Here is a 17,118-nt window from a genome sequence, read left to right as displayed (position 1 = left end):
GCCGGATCAGCCGATCCGGCCCGCCGGGAAGGCCGGCGGCGCGGACAACATCATGCGCCAGCCGCGGCGCAGCTGCCAGGCGCCGGCGGCAACGGCGATGACCGCCACCCAGGCCCAGACGTCAGTACCGCTGAACCTGGCCAGGCCCAGCGCGATGACCAGTTCGAGCACCGCCAGCAGGCCGGCCTGCAGGGCCAGCGGCACATTCCAGCCGCCCTCGCCCGCGAAATCGCCCAGCAGCCCCATCAGCGCCACCTGGCTGGCGAGCACGCACAGCGCCCCCTGGCGCAGCACGGCCTCGCGCTCGCCGCCGACCATGGCGGTGACCAGCAGGACCACCGCCGACAGCATCAGCCAGTTGCGCAGCGCGGTCCGCAGCAGCTGGACGGCCAGGCGGCGGTTCAGCTGCGCGGCCTCGCCCGCCAGCGGCGTCAGGCGCAGCAGCGACTGTTCGCCGGTGGTCTTGCGGATCTGCTGGCTGAATGCGGCCGTGCTGAACACGATCACGATGGTCAGCGCGGCCAGGCCCGCGCCCATCGGGCCGCCGACGAACTCGCGCAGCGCATCCCCGCCCCGCCATCCCAGCAGCAGGCGCACGGCGGCGCCGAACAGCAGCATGCCGCCCATGCCGGCGATCCAGGCGCTCCAGTGCGCCAGCGGTCCCAGCGCATGCATCAGCAGCACGCCCGGCCGCGGCCGGCGCAGGGCGCGGCGCAGCATGAGCGGATAGATGCGGGCAGTAGTCCAGCGGCTCAGGCGGCCGCCTTCACCGGGGTTCGCCAGGCCGCGCCGCTCCAGGCGCTGGGCGCTCTTGACCTGCTCGCCGCGGCGCGCCAGGTGGCGGTCGCCGGCGGCCGGATACAGGGTGCGCAGCGCCCACACACCCATCGGCAGCAGCAGCACGCTCAAGGTCAGCAGCCCGGCATTGCTGCCGGCGGCGTCCACCACCGCGGGCGGCAGCACGTGGCGCGACAAGGTCTGCCAGTTGATCCCGACGAGGAACAGCGGCGCCGCCTCGGTCCGTCCGGCGCGCGTGAGCGCAAGCCCGATCAGGCTGATGCCGACCACCGGCAGCGCCGCCCACTGGCCCATCGCCGCGGTCACGCCGGCGGTGACCAATACCCAGCTGCCGACCGCCATCTGTTGCAGGCGGCGGCGCTGGCGCGGCACCAGCCGGGCATTCGCGGGGGAATTCAGCAGGATGGAGCCGGGCACGAACAGCATTATCCAGATCATCCCCAGCCAGATCCCGGCCACCCCGAGCACTACGCGCAGCAGTTCCAGCGGTCCCGCCTTGTGCGACAGCATGGCCAACCCGGCGCCGATGAGGCCGAGGCTTGCGCCGGCCAGCGCCAGCCAGCTCAAGAGCATCATGGTCCGCTCGTCGCGCTGGATGGTCGTCACGCGCCAGATGCGGCGGAAATCCTGGATGGCGGCGGCGCTCATTGCCTGCCCTCCCCGACGCTGTCTTCCATGCGCGCCACCGGAAAGGCCGGCGGCGCGGCCAGCATCCTGCGGCGCGACCCGATCAGCAGGGCTATAGCGCCGATCACGCTGATCGGCACCAGCCAGGCCCAGATGCTCCCGCCCAGTTGGGCCAGGCACCACGCCGCGCCCAGGTTGGCGCCGGCCTGCAATGCCAGCACCGGAAGGCGCCACCAGGCGAAGGACGGCAGCCCGCGGGCGAAATCGCCCAGCAGCCAGGCCGCAGCCAGCTGGCCGCCCAGGCAGCCCAGGCCGAGCTGGCGCAGCAGGCGCCCCGCATCGGCGCCGGCCACCCAGGCCAGCAGCAGGATCAGGGCCGTCACCATGCCCCAGCTGACCAGGGCGCTCTTCATCATCCCTGCCGCCAGGCGGCGGTTCAGCAGCGCGGCATTGCCGGCCAGCGGCGTCAGGCGCAGCAGGGCCTGTTCGCCGCGGGTCCTGCGCAGCTGCTGGGCGAAGTGGGCCGTGCTGGCGACGGCCATCACGGTGGCGGTGGAGAGGGCGACGTCCATGCCTTCCTTGAAACCTTGCGACGGCCCGCCTGACGTCAGCAGCGCGATCGCCAGTGCGATCAGCAGGACAATGGCCGCGCCCGGAATCCAGACGCTCCAGTGTCCCGCAGGGCCCAGCACATGCATCAGCAGGGCGTCCGGCCTGCCGCTGCGGCAGTCGCGCTGCAGCGCCGGAATATAGGCGAAGCGGCTGATCGGGGACGGGGCCGGACTGCTGACCGCGCCGGCGCCGCGGCTTTCGTAACGGGCCAGGCCGGCCACGACCTGCTCGCGGCCGTCCAGGTGGCGGTCGCCGCCGGCCGGGTAGAGCCGCGCCAGGCTCCACACCGCGGCCAGGACCAGGGCAGCGCTCTCCAGCACCAGGCCGCGCGTGCCGACGATGGCGTGCAGCAGCGCCGGCGGCATATGCGCGGAAAGGAAAGGCCATATCGTTGCCAGCAGTACCAGTACGGCGGCCGAGCGGATGCCCGCGCGCTGCAGCATCACGCCCAGCGTATAGATGGCCAACAGGGGAAAGGCGGCCCAGGTGCCGAAGGCCAGCGTCGCGCCGAAGGTCATGAACAGCCAGCCGGCCATGGCCATCTGGCGCAGGCGCCGGCGCTGGCGCGGCACCAGCCGGGCATTGGGCGCGGAATTCATCAGCACCGACGCCGGCAGGAAGTAGATCATCCACACGAGCCCGAACCAGCCCACCAGCACGAAGACTTCCATGTGCCAGAAGCGGTCGCGCTCGAGCACCCCGGCGAGCCTGGCCATGCCGGCCGCAAGCGCCAGGAACAGCGCGATCCTGCCTATCCATTCGACCTGGCGCGGATCGCGCCAGGTCGTGGTCGCCGTCCAGATGCGGCGGTAATCCTGCCATGCGGTGGCATTCATGCTCAGCCCTCGCGCGTCATTTCGATGAACAGGTCTTCCAGGCTCAGCGTCTCGATGCGCACGCCCGGCTTGCCCGCCAGCTGGGCGAGCTGCGCGTAGTCCGCCTGTACGATCACGCTGGTCAGCGGGCCTTCGTAGCTGCGCCGCAGTTCCCCTTGCAGGCGGCCCGCCGGCAGCGCATGCGGCGCCGCGACCACCCTGCGCGCGCCTTCCAGCAAGGCGTCGGTCTGGCCCTGCAGGGCGATCCGTCCATCCTTCAGGAAGGCAAGGTCGAAGGCCACGCGTTCGAGGTCGGACAGGATGTGGGTCGAGAACACCACCGTGGTGCCGCGCTCGATCACCTGGTCGACCAGTTCGCGCAGGAAGTCGCGCCGGCCGACCGGGTCGAGGGCCGATACCGGCTCGTCGAGGATCAGGAGGTCCGGATCGTGCGCCAGCGCGCGGATGATGGACAGGCGTTGCTGCTCGCCGCCCGAGAGCTTCTTGATCGGGCTGTTGCGCTTGTACGGGTCGAAGCCCCAGCGCGACAGCAGACCCTCGACCTTGCCCTTGTTCCAGCGCGGGTACATGGCCTGGAAATACTCCAGCATCTGCAGCGGCGTGAGCCAGTCGAACAGGTCGGACTTCTGCGGCACGTAGCCGATGCGGGCGCGGGCGCCGTCGGACAGCGCGGCCGCATCCTCGCCGAACATGCTCACGGTGCCGCCGTCGACTTCGCGCAGGCCGAGCATGCACTCGAGCAGGGTCGACTTGCCGGCGCCGTTGCGGCCCAGCAGGCCGATGACCTGGCCGGGCGCGACCTGCCAGTCGAGGCGGTCGAGCACCTGGCGGGCGCCGAAATGTTTGGTGACGGAGGACATCTGGACCAGCGGCGCGTTCATTTTGCTTCCTTCAGGATGGTTTCGAACAAAGTCAGGACGGTGTCGGGGTCGAGCTCGAGCTGGCGCGCCTCGATGGCGGCGCGCTCGAGCGCGGGGCGCAGCAGTTCGGCGCGGTCGGCGGGCCTGGCGGGCGCGAAGTCGGCGACCACCATGCCGAGCCCGCGCCGGCGCGTCAGCACCCCGTCCATCTCCAGCAGGTTGTAGGCCTTGGAGACGGTCATGGGATTCAGGGCCAGGCTCGATGCGATCTCGCGGACCGAGGGCATGCCGTCGCCCGGCTTGAGCTGGCCGGCGGCGGCCAGGCGGCGCACCTGCTCGACGAGCTGGCGGTAGATCGGTTCGGACGAGCCGGTCGCGATCGAGAACAGGTTGGCGGTGTGGTCGGTCATGCTGTCTAGTGTATTAATTGAGTAATACAGTAATACTGACTTGTTTATGCCGTCAAGAAAAATATTGTCTTGTTAGAAAGTGTGAGTATTCAGCGCGATCCGGCGCCCAATGCGGGTGGCCTGAGGGAGGCGTAGCCGCAAAAAAGACGGCTCCACGAAGGAGCCGCAAAAGAACCCGGACGCCAAGCCGTCCGGGCCGGGATCGCGCAGACGGAGACAACATCCGCGCGGGGAACTACTGGAAACGTGTTGCGATTACAGGTGCGGCGTCATCAGCGGCATCAGGTCGTCGAAGGTGCGGCCGCTACCGTTCTCGCCGATCGCGTGCATCTTCCACTCGCCGTTGTGGCGGTACAGCTTGGCCATGATCTGGGCCGTGTGCGAGCCCTGCACCGACAGGTCGTAACGCGCGATTTCCTTGCCGCTGTTGGTGTCGAAGATGCGGCAGAACGCGTTCTCGACGGTCGAGAAGTTCTGGCCGGTGAAGCTGTTCACCGTGAACATCAGCGACTTCACCTGCGGCGGTACGCTGCGCAGGTCGACGATGATCTGCTCGTCGTCGCCGTCGCCGGCGCCGGTGCGGTTGTCGCCGGTGTGGACGATGCTGCCGTCACGGCTCTTGAGCTGGCGGAACCAGACCACGTCGACCGGGTGGTTGTTCTCGTCGAACATCACGACCGAGGCGTCGAGGTCGATCGCCTCGCCCTTGCCGCCGCCGAAGCCGAAGAAGCCCTTGCTTTTGGCGACGTCCCAGCCCAGGCCCATCGTCACGCGCGACAGCGCGCCGCCGGCTTCCTTCTCCAGCGAGATCTTCTGCCCTTTTTGCAGGTTGACTGCCATGTCGATACTCCTTTTGTTGAGTGAGTGAGTCCGCTCAGCGCGCCGGTGCCTGCATCCAGGCCTTGAAGGCGGCGCGGTTGCGCGAACAGACGTAAATCTTGCCGCGACCGGAGAAGCGCAGGACGATGCCTTCGCCGCTGGTCTGGCTGTTGATCAGGTTGCCCAGGAAGCCGCCGCTGGTACCGGTCGTGATCGAGACTTCGTAGCGCAGGGTGGAATCCCAGGCGACGACGTGCGAGTTGTCGATGATCGCGTCCTTGCCCGGTTCGACCTCCAGCATGCTCATCGAACCGAAGCCCGACACCACCACCTGGCCGCTGCCCTGCGTCTCGGTGACGAAGAAGCCGCCGCTGCCCGCGAACAGGGCGTTGCCCAGGCTCTGGGTGCGCACCTTCAGGTCCACGCCCGAGCTGGCGGCGACGAAGGCGCCGTCGCTGATGATGTACTGGCCGCCCGGGCCGCAGTCGACGATCTGCATCGCGCCCGGCAGGGTCGGCGACAGCAGGCAATCGCCGTCGCCGCGCGCCGCTTCGATGTGCTGCTGGAAGAAGGACTCGCCGTTGGCGAAGGTGCGCATCAGCGCGCTGCCCAGGCCACCGCGCATCTTGCCCTTGAGGTCGAGCGTCGATTCCATCATCACCATCGCGTCGGATTCGCAGTAGATGGTTTCGCCCTGGCGCATGGACACGTGCAGGAAGGGATCGACGTCACCGGTAACAGTAAATTTTGGCATGCTTGGCTTCCTTTTATTGTGGGTGATGACCGCCCCGCCCGCGGACTCGGGAGGGCGGCGGTACTGCGTGCTTAGACGGCCACGCCGTAGTTCTTGGCGAGGGGGCCGAGGCCGCCGTTGAAGCCCTGGCCGACCGCACGGAACTTCCAGTCCGCGCCGTTACGATACACCTCGCCGAAAATCATGGCCGTCTCGGTCGAGCTGTCCTCGGACAGGTCGTAGCGGGCGATCTCGCTGTTGTTGCCTGCATTGACGCATCGGACGAAGGCCTTGCCGACCATGCCGAAGTTCTGGCGGCGCGCTTCGCCGTCGTGGATGGTCACGGCCACCACAACGCGATCGACGTCGGCCGGCACCCTGGACAGGTCGATGGTGACGGATTCGTCGTCGCCTTCGCCTTCGCCGGTACGGTTGTCGCCCGAGTGCACGACCGAGCCGTCGGCCGACTTCAGGTTGTTGTAGAAGATGAAGTCGGCATCCGAGCGCACCTTGCCCGACTGGTTCAGCAGGAACACGACGCCATCCAGGTCGAACGCGGCGCCATCGGTGGCGCGCGTGTCCCAGCCCAGGCCGACCTTCATGCTGACCAGGCCCGGCGCTTCTTTCGACAGGTTGACGTTACCGCCTTTTTGCAGACTGATTGCCATGTTGACTCTCCTTGTTTTGGTTGAACACCCTTGGTACTTCATGCCGCGAACTGGTGTTCTGCCGTTCGCCGCAGGTTCTTTGCGGGCTGTGTTGCGTGGGCACGGGGTGCCCACCCTAGGTCACTTCACCGCTGCCAGCTCCTTGTGGCCCACGCCCATCGCTTCCATACGCTTGCGGTAGCGGATCGAGCTCCACACCGAGGCGCCGATGAAGGCCACGCCAGCCAGGCCGGTCACCAGTTCGGGCACATGGAACTTCATGCTTGCCAGCATGATCAGCGCCAGGATGCCGATCGCGTAGTGGGCGCCGTGCTCCAGGAAGACGAACTGGTCGAGCGTGCCCTTGTCCACCAGGTAGACGGTCAGCGAACGCACGAACATCGCACCGATCGCCAGGCCCAGCATGATGATCACGACGTCGTTGGTGATCGCGAAGGCGCCGATCACGCCGTCGAAGCTGAACGATGCATCCAGCACTTCCAGGTACAGGAAGCCGCCGATACCGCCGCGCTTGACCATGTCGCCGACCTCGCCGCCGCCCTCTTCCGACTTCTCCAGCAGGTTGCTGAGCACGTCGACGCCGACGTAGATCAGGATGCCCCACAGGCCCGACTCCAGCACCACCAGCTTCTGGCCTTCCGCCACGAAGGACAGGCTGGCCATCAGGGCGCCGATCGCCACCATCACCGAGATCGAGGACACCTTGCCGAGCGCGCCGAGTTTCTCTTCGAAGTGGCCCAGCCAGTGGTGTTCCTTCTCGTCGTCGAACAGGAAGTTCAGGAAGACCAGCAGCAGGAACATGCCGCCGAAGGCCGCCACTTCCGCGTGGTGGTTGGTCAGGTGCATCGAGTACTCTTTCGGGTTCTCCAGCGCCATCGTCCACACATCGGCCATGCCGAGGTCGGCCGCCACCGCCACGATCACCAGCGGGAACAGCAGGCGCATGCCGAACACGGCGATGATGATGCCGACGCCCAGGAACAGCTTCTTCCAGAACTCGTCCCAGGTCTTGAGGACCGAGGCGTTGACCACCGCGTTATCGAAGGACAGCGAGACTTCCATCACGGCCAGGATCGCGGCGATACCCACCGCGGTCAGCGCCGTCGGCCAGCCGCCATGCGTGTAGCCCCACCATCCGGACGCCGCCAGACAAAGCGCGGTGACAATGAATGACACCCTGAAATGCTTCATGTTGTTCTACCCCTTGGCTTGTATTGTTGTTGACAAGGCGCAGTGTAGAGGGGTGCAACAAAAGGAAAAAGCGAAGATAATGGGAGAATTACTTCGATAAAACCTGAGCACAGGGGCCCATCCATGAAAAACGACCTGAATTTCCGCCACCTGTACTACTTCTGGGTGGTCGCCAAGGAAGGCGGCATCACGCGCGCCGCCGAGCGCCTCGGCCTGGCGGTGCAGACCGTCAGTTCGCAGCTGACCCTGCTGGAGCAATCGATGGGCAAGGCCTTGTTCTCGCAGCAGGGCCGGCGCCTGGTGCTGACCGAGGCCGGCCGCGTGGCGATGAATTATGCGGACCAGATCTTCCTGCTCGGCACCCAGATGCAGGAAGCCGTGAACGAAGCCGACAGCGGCCGCATCCGCCTGTCGGTCGGCATCTCGGATTCGCTGCCCAAGCTGTCCGCCTACCGCATGCTGGAAAGCGCGATGCGCATCGACAAGAAGGTGCGCGTGGTCTGCTACGAAGACCAGTTCGAGGCCCTGCTGGCCGAACTCGCCCTGCACAAGCTGGACGTGGTGCTGACCGACCGCGAAGTGCAGCCGGGCAGCGCATTGAAGGTGTTCAGCCACCAGCTGTTCGAGAGCGAGATGCTGGTGGTGGGCACGCCGGAGCTGGCCGCCAGGTATGGCAAGGATTTCCCGGGGAATCTGAATGGCGCGCCCTTCCTGCTGCCGACGCGTAATAATGCCCTGCGCAGCAAGATCGACGAATGGCTGCTGCAAGTCAATGTGAAACCGGATGTGGTCGGCGAGTTCGAGGACAACGCCCTGCTCAACACCTTCGGACGGCGCGGCCTGGGCCTGTTCTTCGCGCCGGCGGCGCTGGCGGCCGAGATCGAAGAACAGTTCGGCGCGGTGCATGTGGGCGCCGTGCCCGGCGTGCGCGAGCAGTTCTATGTGATTTCGAACGAACGCAAGATCAAGCATCCGGCGGTCGAGGCCATCCTGGCCGCCGCGCAAAAAGCCTTGCCGGCCGCCGCCTGAATCCGGAACTGGGCTGTACAATGCATCGGCTTGCTTCTTGATCAACTTACATTTGTATGGAAAATATTCTATTGGTCGTTCTGGCGTTGCTGCTGGTGGCGCTGAACGGCTTCTTCGTGGCGGCCGAGTTCGGCATCGTCACTCTCCGCAAGACCCGCGTGCGGGCGATCGCGAAAAACGGCGGCCTGCAAGGCCGCATCCTCTACAAGGTCCATAGCCAGCTCGACGCCTACCTGTCGGCCTGCCAGCTCGGCATCACCCTCGCCTCGCTGGGCCTGGGCTGGGTCGGCGAACCCGCTTTTGCCCGCCTGCTGGAACCGGCCTTCGCCATCCTCGGCGTCACCAGCCCGCAAGTGATCCACGGCGTCTCCTTCGTGATCGCCTTCGGCGTGATCTCCTTCCTGCACATCGTGGTCGGCGAGCTGGCGCCGAAGTCGCTGGCGATCCGCCTTCCGGAAGCGGTCGGCCTGTGGAGCGCGATCCCGCTGTACGGCTTCTACTGGGCGATGTACCCGGCGATCTGGGTGCTCAATGCCAGCGCCAACATGGTGCTGCGCGTCGCCGGCCTGTCCGGCGCCGGCAGCCACGAGACGCATTATTCGAACGACGAATTGAAGATGATCCTGCGTACCAACACCAGTACGACGGGAGAAAAGGAAAAGTTCACCCACGACGAACGCCACATCCTGGCGCAGTCGCTTGAATTCGGCGAGCACTCGGTGTCCGACCTGATGCGCCCGATTAACGAGGTCAGCGCCCTCTACGCCAGCCGCTCGCTCGAGCAGAACCTCGACACGATGCGCCGCAACCGCTTCTCGCGCTACCCCTGGTTCGACAAGGACGGCGAAGAAGTGCTGGGCGTGATCCACCTGAAGGACCTGTTCTTCGCCGAGCAGGCAGGCAAGGACGTCACCGACCTGACGGAGTACCTGCGCCCCGTCGAGACCTTCTCGGCGCGCACTCCCGCCATCGAACTGTTCCGCCGTTTCCGCACCGGCGCGCCCCACTTCGCCCTGATCGGCGAAAAAGGCAAGCGCCCGGTCGGCTTCATCACGCTGGACAACCTGCTGGGTGCCATCGTCGGCGAGATCCGCGACGAATTCCGCCTCAACGAGAACGACTGGATCCGCCAGGCCGACGGCACCTTCATCGGCAAGGCCAGCCTGCCGATCGTCTCGCTCGAGCGCGTGCTCGGCATCGACATCGACAACGAAGCCATGGGCCTGGACGAGGTGGAATCGGTGGGCGGCCTGCTGATGGCCAAGCTGGGCGACATTCCCAAGCAGGGCCAGCGCATCGAGTTCCCGCGCTTCGACGTGGTGGTCAAGAAGACCAGCGGCCCGCGCATCCTGCTGGTCAAGGTTATCCCGCGCCTGGAGCGGGGTGCGGACGAGGACGAGCTGGACTGAAGCCATGGATGACATACGGCGGTAACACTTGCCCTATAGCATCATCCGACACCGGCTTCGAAAGTTCACCATGTCCCCTGTCATCTATGCAAAGACAGCGAAAGGCAGGAGCGAGGTCGCGCAGCGCTGCCTGGGCCTGAACAGCAGGCAGCGGACCGTGCTGATCATGCTCGACGGCCGCAAGCCCTGCGCTTCCCTCACCGGCCTGATTCCCGCCCGGCAGCTCGACACTATCGTCGGCGAGCTGCTGGCGATGGAGCTGATCGGTCCCTGCACCTCCACATCGGCCGCCGTACCGGCGCCGCAGCCGCCTGTCATGTCCCCCGAGCTGGCGCAGTTGAAGACCGAGATGGTGAAGACGGCCGAAGCCTGTCTCGGCCTGATGGCGGCCGAAGTCGTGCGGCGCATCGAACGGGCCGGCGACCGGCACGAACTGCTGGGCGTGGTCGGACACTGGCATATGGCGCTGCAGGCATCCAGGCACGGCCGGGACAGCGCCCTGGAACATGTCGAGCGCGTCAGGGCCAGCCTGGCCGGCATGTAGAGGACGCAGTTGCAGGGCTCCCTCGCCGTTCATACCACCGAATGTGCGGCCCGTCGCATGACGGACGCCCGGACGTCCGCGCCGGCCTACAGTGGCGTCTCTGATCAAGGGAGACATCGTATGCTGCGACGAATGACCGGCCTGCTGGCCGCCACCCTGCTGTGCGCCGCCGGCGCCTACGCCCAGGAACCGGCGAAGATCTTCGACCCGGGCGCACTCAAGGGCCCGGCCAGGGGCCGGCCGAACGAGGTGATGGTGCTGGGCACGGCCCACCTGTCGGGCCTGAAGGACCCGTTCAGGCCCGCCAGCCTGAAGCTGCTGAACGACAGGCTGGCCGGCTGGAAGCCGCAGATCGTCGCGATCGAGGCGCTGTCCGGCATGCAGTGCGATTACGCGCGCCGCTTCCCGCACCGCTACAAGGACACCGTGGCCGATTACTGCTGGGACCCTGCCCCGGCGCGCGCCTCGACCGGCCTCGACGTCCCGGCAGCGTCCGCCGAAGCCGAGCGGCTGCTGGCACATTGGCCCGCCGCGCCGACGCCGGCGCAGCGCCGCCATCTCGCCGCCGTATTCCTGGCCGGCGGCGAACGCGCCTCGGCGCTGGTACAGTGGCTGCGCCTGCCGGAAGCCGAGCGCCGCGCCGGCGACGGCCTCGATGCGCAACTCGTCGCCCTGCTCGATGAGCTGCGCGCAAAGCGCAACGAGAACACCCTGATCGCGGCGCCGGTGGCGGCCGCGCTGGGCCTGGAGCGCATCGTCGCGATGGACGACCATACCTCGGACGTGATGATCGAGGACGAGAAAGGCTTCGCCGCCGCCATCCGCAAGGCCTGGGACAATCCCGCCTCCGCCCGGCGCAGGAAGATGGAGGAGGCTTACCAGCCCAGGCTCGGCGATCCCGAGGGCGTGCTGGCGATGTACCGCTCCCTCAACGATCCCTCCCAGGCCAGGCTGGCCTTCGACGGCGACTTCGGCGCCGCGCTCGAAGAAGGCTCTCCGCAGCAGTTCGGCCGCCACTACGTCGGTTCCTGGGAGACCCGCAACCTGCGCATGGCTTCGAACATCCGCGAGGCCATCGCGGCGCGGCCTGGCAGCCGCACCCTGGTCATCGTCGGCGCCTCGCACAAGGGCTATCTGGAGGCTTACCTGAACCAGATGCACGACGTGCGGATCGTCGACGCGCTGCAGGTGCTGCGCTAGCGCCCACCGTTCACCGCAAGCCATGCACGGGTCGGCGCATTGCGCTGGACCGCCGGCCCGGCAATGTCCAGCATGGGAGCTTTCCAACTCAGGAGTTCCCATGCGCGCCTTCCTCTTCCCCCTCCTCATCGTCCTGTCCTGCCTGGCCGCGCCGGCACGGGCCGCCGACACCGCCGGCAAGGGCGACCACCAGGCCGACGTCGCGGCGATCCAGAAGATCGTCGAGCAGTTCAAGGCCGCCATCATCGCCCATGACGGCCAGACCCTCGGCAGCCTGTTCCTGCAGGACCACGACAGCTGGCTGTCGGTCGCCGACGAGCAGACCTGGGCCGCGGTCAAGGCGCGCCACCCGGACGCGCGCAAGGTCGTTCCCGACAGCTGGAAGAAGTTCGCCGAGTTCGTGCAGACTGCGCCCAAGCCGGTCGAGGAACGCTTCTACAACGTGCGCATCGACACCAACGGCGCGGTCGCGTCGGTCTGGTTCGATTTCGACTTCCTGGTCGACGGCAAAGTGACCAACCGCGGCAGCGAGAGCTGGCAAATGGTGCGTGCCGAAGACGGCTGGAAGATCAGCTCGATGCTGTTCTCGATCGGCCGTTAAGACGCTAGAATTGCCGGATTGTCATCTGCCCGAAGGCCGCCCGTGAAAGTAGAAACGCCGCTGCTCGTTCCCGTGCTCGCCGCCCTGCCGGTGTGCGCCTGCATGGCCATCCTCGGGCTGCCGTCCTTCGGCCACGGCTATTCCGCCGCCTTCCGCACGCTGTTCTTCGTCGCCTGCCTGGGATGGCTGGTGCCGCTGGCGCTGCTGCAGCGCGCCTTGTGGCGCCGCGAATGGCGCTGGCTGCCGACGGCGCTGGTACTGCTGGGCGCCAGCTATGCGATGTCGATCGTGAACGCCCTGCTCGGCCAGCGCCTCGCGATCGGCCTGGGACTGGAGAGCGCCTACCAGTGGCGTGAGCTGGCCCGGGGCCTGGATGGCTGCTGGCTGGCCCTGATCTCCTTCTGCGCAGTGCACGCGGTGGCGGTGTACTACCTGTCGCTGCAGCGCGCCGAGCTGCACCTGGCGCAGGCCCGGGCGGCCGCGCGCGACGCCGAGCTGCGCGCGCTGCGCCTCCAGGTCAATCCCCATTTCCTGTTCAACTCCCTGAACGCGATCTCCGCGCTGGTCTCGAACCAGTCCAACCGCGAAGCCAACCGCATGCTCGCCTGCGTCTCCGACTTCCTGCGCGCCACGCTGGCCCACGACGGCCGCCACGAGCATTCGCTGGCCGAGGAGCTGGCGCTGCTCGACGCCTATCTGGAAATCGAAAAGGCCCGCCTCGGCGAGCGCCTGTGCCTGACCATGAAGGCCGGGCCGGACCTGCTGGACAGCGCCGTGCCCTACCTGATGCTGCAGCCGCTGGTGGAGAACGCGATCCGCCACGGCATCGCGCCGCTTAGCACGCCCGGCCGCCTCGACGTCCGCGTCGGCCGCGAAGGCGCGCGCCTGCTGGTCGAGGTGCATAACGACGGATGCAAGCCGGCGCAGGCGGGCAGCGGCGGCATCGGCCTGGCGAACGTGGCGCAGCGCCTGCGCCACCTGTACGGCGACGCCCAGCGGGTCGATGCCGGCTGGGGCGAGGACGGCCGTTTCGGCGTGCGCATCGCCCTGCCCCTGCGTGCGGTGGCGGCGGCATGAGCGCGCCGATGCGGGTCGTGATCGTCGACGACGAGCCGCTCGCGCGGCTGGCGGTCAAGGTGAGGCTGGCACGCCGCGGGGAGTTCGAACTGGCCGCGGAATACGGCGACGGCGACAGCGCCGCCGCCGGCATCGCGGTGCTGCGGCCGGACCTGGTGTTCATCGACGTCCAGATGCCCGGCAGGAGCGGCATCGAGGTGCTGGCCTCGCTGCCGCCGCAGCATCGTCCGATGGCGATCCTGCTGACCGCCTGGGACAGCTTCGCCGTGCAGGCCTTCGACCTGGCGGCCATCGACTACCTGCTGAAACCGGTCGACGACGATCGCCTGGACGAAGCCCTGGACCGCGCCCTGCGCGCCTGGCCCTACCGCCGCCACGAAGCCGCTGCGGCGCCGGCGCAGTGGCTGCGCAGCTTCACGGTCCGCAGCGGCACGCGCACCGTGCTGGTCCCGGCCGGCGACGTCGAACGCATCGAAGCCGACGGCGACTACGCCACCCTGCATGCGGAAGGCAAGAGCTGGCTGGTGCGCGAGCGCCTGCACACCCTGGCCATGCAGCTCGATCCGCGCGTCTTCCAGCGCATCCACCGCTCGACCATCGTGCGGCTCGACATGATCGCCGAGCTGCGCGCCCTTACCAACCGCGACGCCCTGCTGCGCCTGCGCGACGGCAGCCTGCTGCGCGCCAGCCGCACCTATATGCCGGCGCTCGCGGATGCACTCGATCACTTCAACAAGAAAATCGCCTGATGCACACACCTGCCGGAACACCCCGCCTCGCGGGCCTGGACACCTTGCGCGCGCTCGCCATCGCCATGGTATTGATGTCCCACTACAACGGCTTCGTCGCCCGCGGCTCCATCTTCGGCTTCATCGGTGAAGTCGGCTGGGCCGGCGTCGACCTCTTCTTCGTCCTGAGCGGCTACCTGATCGGCAACCAGCTGCTGGCGCCGGCCGCGCGCGGCGAAAGCGTACAGCTGAAGACCTTCGTCGCGCGCCGCCTGCTGCGCACCCTGCCGAACTACTACGTGGTGCTGGCCGTCTACCTGCTGCTGCCGCACAGCCCGATCTGGGGCAAGACCATGGCGCCGGTCTGGCGCTTCCTCAGCTTCACGCAGAACTTCGGCCTGCGCTACGGCGAGACCTTCACTCACTCATGGTCGCTGTGCATCGAGGAGCAGTTCTACCTGGTGCTGCCGCTGGTGGTGATGGCGCTGGTAGGCACGCGGCGCTCGCCGCGCCTGCTGTGGTGCGTGCTGGTCGCCGCCATCGGTGCCGGCATCGCCACGCGCGGGATCAACTTCCTGAACGGCGAGGAGGCGTTCTCGGCGCCGGCCTACTACTCGAGCTTCGCCCGCTTCGACGAACTGCTGCCCGGCGTGGCCATCGCCATGCTGAAGAATTTCCACCCCGGGCTGTTCGAGCGCCTCCTGAAGCATGGGAACGCCCTGCTGGCGGCCGGCATCGGCATGGCGGCGGCGGTGCTGTACGGCGTGCGCTACGACGCGCCGAACCCGGGCCTGACATCGACCTTCGGCTTTTCGCTGGTGGCCTTCAGCTTCGCCCTGCTGACCTGCGCGGCGCTCAGCCCGCGCTGCATCCTGAACCGCCTGCGCATTCCCGGCGCCGGCAGCCTGGCGCTGTGGTCCTACGCGGTCTACCTGGTGCACAAGCCGGTGTTCATGGCGCTGCGGCCGGTGCTGGAAAACCGGGGCATCGACCCTGCCGCGCCGCTGACCGTCGCGGCGGTGATGGCGGCCGGGGTGTTCGGCGGCTGGCTCCTGTACCGGCTGGTCGAGACGCCCTTCATGCGGCTGCGGGCGCGCTGGTATCCGGCCCAGGCCTTCAGCGCACCCGTGAACGGCACAAGCCGCACCGCGGACGCGGCCCATCCAGGTGCCGTCATGCGGTAGGCGGGACTGCCTTCAATGCAGGGCTTGTCCGGCCACGCCCTGCGCCTGCCTGGCCGCCAGGACCACGGTATGGCCATGCTCCAGGGCCGGCTGTTCGCGCGCGACGCGCTGGGCCAGGAAGTCGCGCAGCTGCGTATTCTGCAGCAGCTTGCCGATGAGGCGATAGCGCAGGCTGCTGTCGATCAGGCGGGTGGAGGCCATGCCGCGCCGGACAAAATAATGGTAGGCCAGGGTGTGGCTCTGCCAGTCGCGGTGGAAGGCGGCGACCGGCTCGTGCCAGAGCGCCGCCACTTCCAGCCCTTCCCGCTTCGCCAGGCTGACCAGGGCGCGGTCGGTCCAGCGCAGCACGTGGTGGGGCGGCATGTTCAGCGGCGCGTTCGCCGCCAGCGCAAGAAAACTGTCTTCGGCCGGGACGGCCAGGATCAGCATGCCGCCCGGCGCCAGGGACTCGACGCAGGCATGCACGAAGGTGTCCGGACTCGGCACGTGTTCCAGCACCTGGAAGCTGCACACGACGTCGTAGGCGCGCGGATGCTCGGCCGCGTGCTGTTCGACCGATTGCTTGCGGACGTCGAGGCCGGCCTCCCTGGCCTTGCGCACCGCCTCGTCATTGAATTCCAGGCCAACATAGCGCGTCGATGCCGGCAAGAAGGAACGGAAAGCGCCCTTCCCGCAGCCCACTTCGAGCACGCGCTGCTTGTCGCCCACGAATTGGCGGGCATAGTCGTATTCGGGTTTCTCGTCCTGGTAATACCAGTCGAATTTCTGTAATTGCTCGTAGAAGCTGTCGTCGCCGGCGCAGGAGGGAGAAAAGAAAACCAGGTCGCAGGCGTCGCATTTCAATCTCGAAATTTCCGGCGTGGTCTCGACATAGGCGCCGACATCGATGCCGCGACTGCGGTACAAGCGCGCCAGTTCGGCGGTCGCTATGCTGTCAATAACGCGAACGTCTGGTGCGCCACAACCAGGGCAGTGCGGGTTTTCGATTGCCATCGCAGCCTCCCACGGGAGAATTTCGATGGATATTACATGATCTGAATTTGGCTTCAGTTCTGATTGGATTAGGCGTCGCTTTTCCCGCACTTTATGCGATACGCATAGAAAACCTATTGGCGCTGTTTGCATTAAGTGTTGAATCTGCCGAGCGCCGCTCTCAAAAAGGCGTCTGGACTGGCAATGCGCTGCCCATCCAGCGCCCAGCGCCAGCCGAAGTAGTGGCCCAGGTATCGGCTCGCGACGCCGCGGAACGGCAGCAGCCAGGTTCGCATCCGGCTGTGATAGGCGTTGACGTTTTGTATGTGCAGCGCACCGCGCTTTCGTTCGCCGGCGCTCGCGTTGATGGCCTCATGTGAAATCCCGACCTCCCGCGCGAATGCCGGGTAGGCCGCATGGCTATCGGTCACCAGCAGCACGTCGCGCGCCAGGCGCGGCCCCAGGTGTTGCAACAGTTGCCGCTTGCTCACGCTGCCCTTGCCGGTCACGGCGTCGATGGTCTGGCCGCTGCGATCGCGYGCCACCAGGATGCACACTTGTTCACTCGAGATCCCGCGCTTTGTCGCCTTGCCGCCGCGCTTTCATGCCGGGCTGCTCGACGATCTTGAGTACGCGGTCGAGGCCGGTCGCCGAGTGCAGCAGGTCGAGCAGGCGGTCGCGCTGGCGCCGCGTTAGAGAGGACAGGCGTTGCAGGAACTGTTCGAACTGCCGTGCTTGCATGGGGCCTCCGTCAACGGTTCAGGTCGACATTGGACCGCAGGCTTGCAGAAAAGATTCCACACTTGGCGCGAACAGCGCC

At 67.2% G+C, this 17,118-nt stretch carries 18 protein-coding genes and 1 pseudogene; 8 read left to right on the top strand and 11 right to left on the bottom strand.

The annotated features are described in order from the left end of the window. Positions 1–6: 6 nt before the first annotated feature. From AB4Z32_RS12530 to AB4Z32_RS12495, 8 genes are all read right to left on the bottom strand, one after another. Entirely contained in the window at positions 7–1,446 is a 1,440-nt protein-coding gene (locus tag AB4Z32_RS12530) for a hypothetical protein (RefSeq protein ID WP_442122173.1), read from the bottom strand. Further along, a complete protein-coding gene (locus AB4Z32_RS12525) occupies positions 1,443–2,873 on the bottom strand; it encodes a hypothetical protein (RefSeq protein WP_442122172.1) in 1,431 nt (476 codons plus the stop codon). The genes AB4Z32_RS12530 and AB4Z32_RS12525 overlap by 4 nt, the downstream gene beginning before the upstream one ends. Before the next feature lie 2 nt (positions 2,874–2,875). Further along, on the bottom strand, positions 2,876–3,754 hold the full coding sequence (locus AB4Z32_RS12520) for an ABC transporter ATP-binding protein (protein WP_442122171.1): 879 nt from the start codon (positions 3,752–3,754) through the stop codon (positions 2,876–2,878). Further along, complete coding sequence (locus AB4Z32_RS12515; RefSeq protein WP_442122170.1) at positions 3,751–4,143, bottom strand: GntR family transcriptional regulator; 393 nt, start codon at positions 4,141–4,143, stop codon at positions 3,751–3,753. Before AB4Z32_RS12515 ends, AB4Z32_RS12520 begins: the two co-directional genes overlap by 4 nt. Positions 4,144–4,398: 255 nt before the next feature. Next, positions 4,399–4,983, bottom strand: a complete 585-nt coding sequence (locus AB4Z32_RS12510; protein WP_442122169.1) for a TerD family protein — start codon at positions 4,981–4,983, stop codon at positions 4,399–4,401. A gap of 34 nt (positions 4,984–5,017) precedes the next feature. Then, on the bottom strand, positions 5,018–5,716 hold the full coding sequence (locus tag AB4Z32_RS12505; RefSeq protein ID WP_442122168.1) for a TIGR00266 family protein: 699 nt from the start codon (positions 5,714–5,716) through the stop codon (positions 5,018–5,020). A gap of 71 nt (positions 5,717–5,787) precedes the next feature. Beyond that, positions 5,788–6,363, bottom strand: a complete 576-nt coding sequence (locus AB4Z32_RS12500) for a TerD family protein (RefSeq protein WP_442122167.1) — start codon at positions 6,361–6,363, stop codon at positions 5,788–5,790. A 120-nt stretch (positions 6,364–6,483) separates the two neighbouring features. Continuing rightward, positions 6,484–7,554 carry a DUF475 domain-containing protein gene (locus tag AB4Z32_RS12495; protein WP_442122166.1) on the bottom strand — a complete coding sequence of 357 codons (1,071 nt, stop codon included), beginning with the start codon at positions 7,552–7,554 and terminating at the stop codon, positions 6,484–6,486. A 123-nt stretch (positions 7,555–7,677) separates the two neighbouring features. On the opposite strand from AB4Z32_RS12495, the gene nhaR reads away from it, so the two are divergent. The 8 genes from nhaR (at position 7,678) to AB4Z32_RS12455 (ending at position 15,326) form a co-directional block, all read left to right on the top strand. Beyond that, the gene (gene nhaR / locus AB4Z32_RS12490) at positions 7,678–8,583 is read left to right on the top strand and encodes a transcriptional activator NhaR (protein ID WP_442122165.1); all 906 of its coding nucleotides are present in this window, start codon (positions 7,678–7,680) and stop codon (positions 8,581–8,583) included. Positions 8,584–8,639: 56 nt separating this feature from the next. After that, entirely contained in the window at positions 8,640–9,992 is a 1,353-nt protein-coding gene (locus tag AB4Z32_RS12485) for a hemolysin family protein (RefSeq protein ID WP_442122164.1), read from the top strand. 70 nt (positions 9,993–10,062) lie between these two features. After that, positions 10,063–10,536: a hypothetical protein gene (locus AB4Z32_RS12480; RefSeq protein ID WP_442122163.1), complete on the top strand. Its 474-nt coding sequence runs from the start codon at positions 10,063–10,065 to the stop codon at positions 10,534–10,536. 120 nt (positions 10,537–10,656) lie between these two features. After that, positions 10,657–11,736, top strand: a complete 1,080-nt coding sequence (locus AB4Z32_RS12475; protein ID WP_442122162.1) for a DUF5694 domain-containing protein — start codon at positions 10,657–10,659, stop codon at positions 11,734–11,736. 100 nt (positions 11,737–11,836) lie between these two features. Beyond that, complete coding sequence (locus AB4Z32_RS12470) at positions 11,837–12,337, top strand: nuclear transport factor 2 family protein (protein ID WP_442122161.1); 501 nt, start codon at positions 11,837–11,839, stop codon at positions 12,335–12,337. Between the two features lie 42 nt (positions 12,338–12,379). After that, a complete protein-coding gene (locus AB4Z32_RS12465) occupies positions 12,380–13,414 on the top strand; it encodes a sensor histidine kinase (RefSeq protein WP_442122160.1) in 1,035 nt (344 codons plus the stop codon). Then, the gene (locus AB4Z32_RS12460) at positions 13,411–14,163 is read left to right on the top strand and encodes a LytR/AlgR family response regulator transcription factor (protein ID WP_442122159.1); all 753 of its coding nucleotides are present in this window, start codon (positions 13,411–13,413) and stop codon (positions 14,161–14,163) included. Before AB4Z32_RS12465 ends, AB4Z32_RS12460 begins: the two co-directional genes overlap by 4 nt. Next, entirely contained in the window at positions 14,163–15,326 is a 1,164-nt protein-coding gene (locus AB4Z32_RS12455) for an acyltransferase family protein (RefSeq protein ID WP_442122158.1), read from the top strand. The genes AB4Z32_RS12460 and AB4Z32_RS12455 overlap by 1 nt, the downstream gene beginning before the upstream one ends. Before the next feature lie 12 nt (positions 15,327–15,338). On the opposite strand, the gene AB4Z32_RS12450 is transcribed toward AB4Z32_RS12455, so the two are convergent. The 3 genes and pseudogenes from AB4Z32_RS12450 to AB4Z32_RS12440 all read right to left on the bottom strand — a co-directional run bounded on the left by AB4Z32_RS12450 (position 15,339) and on the right by AB4Z32_RS12440 (position 17,039). Continuing rightward, positions 15,339–16,232: a class I SAM-dependent methyltransferase gene (locus tag AB4Z32_RS12450; RefSeq protein ID WP_442122157.1), complete on the bottom strand. Its 894-nt coding sequence runs from the start codon at positions 16,230–16,232 to the stop codon at positions 15,339–15,341. Between the two features lie 218 nt (positions 16,233–16,450). Further along, a pseudogene (locus AB4Z32_RS12445) lies at positions 16,451–16,900 on the bottom strand (IS1595 family transposase); the annotation flags it as partial. Then, entirely contained in the window at positions 16,860–17,039 is a 180-nt protein-coding gene (locus tag AB4Z32_RS12440) for a hypothetical protein (RefSeq protein WP_442122156.1), read from the bottom strand. The gene AB4Z32_RS12440 and the pseudogene AB4Z32_RS12445, both read right to left, overlap by 41 nt. Between the last annotated feature and the right edge of the window lie 79 nt (positions 17,040–17,118).

Origin of the sequence: Massilia sp. 2TAF26 (assembly GCF_052115005.1) — a bacterium.
GTDB lineage: Bacteria > Pseudomonadota > Gammaproteobacteria > Burkholderiales > Burkholderiaceae_D > Telluria.
This window is presented reverse-complemented; position numbering and strand designations above follow the sequence as displayed.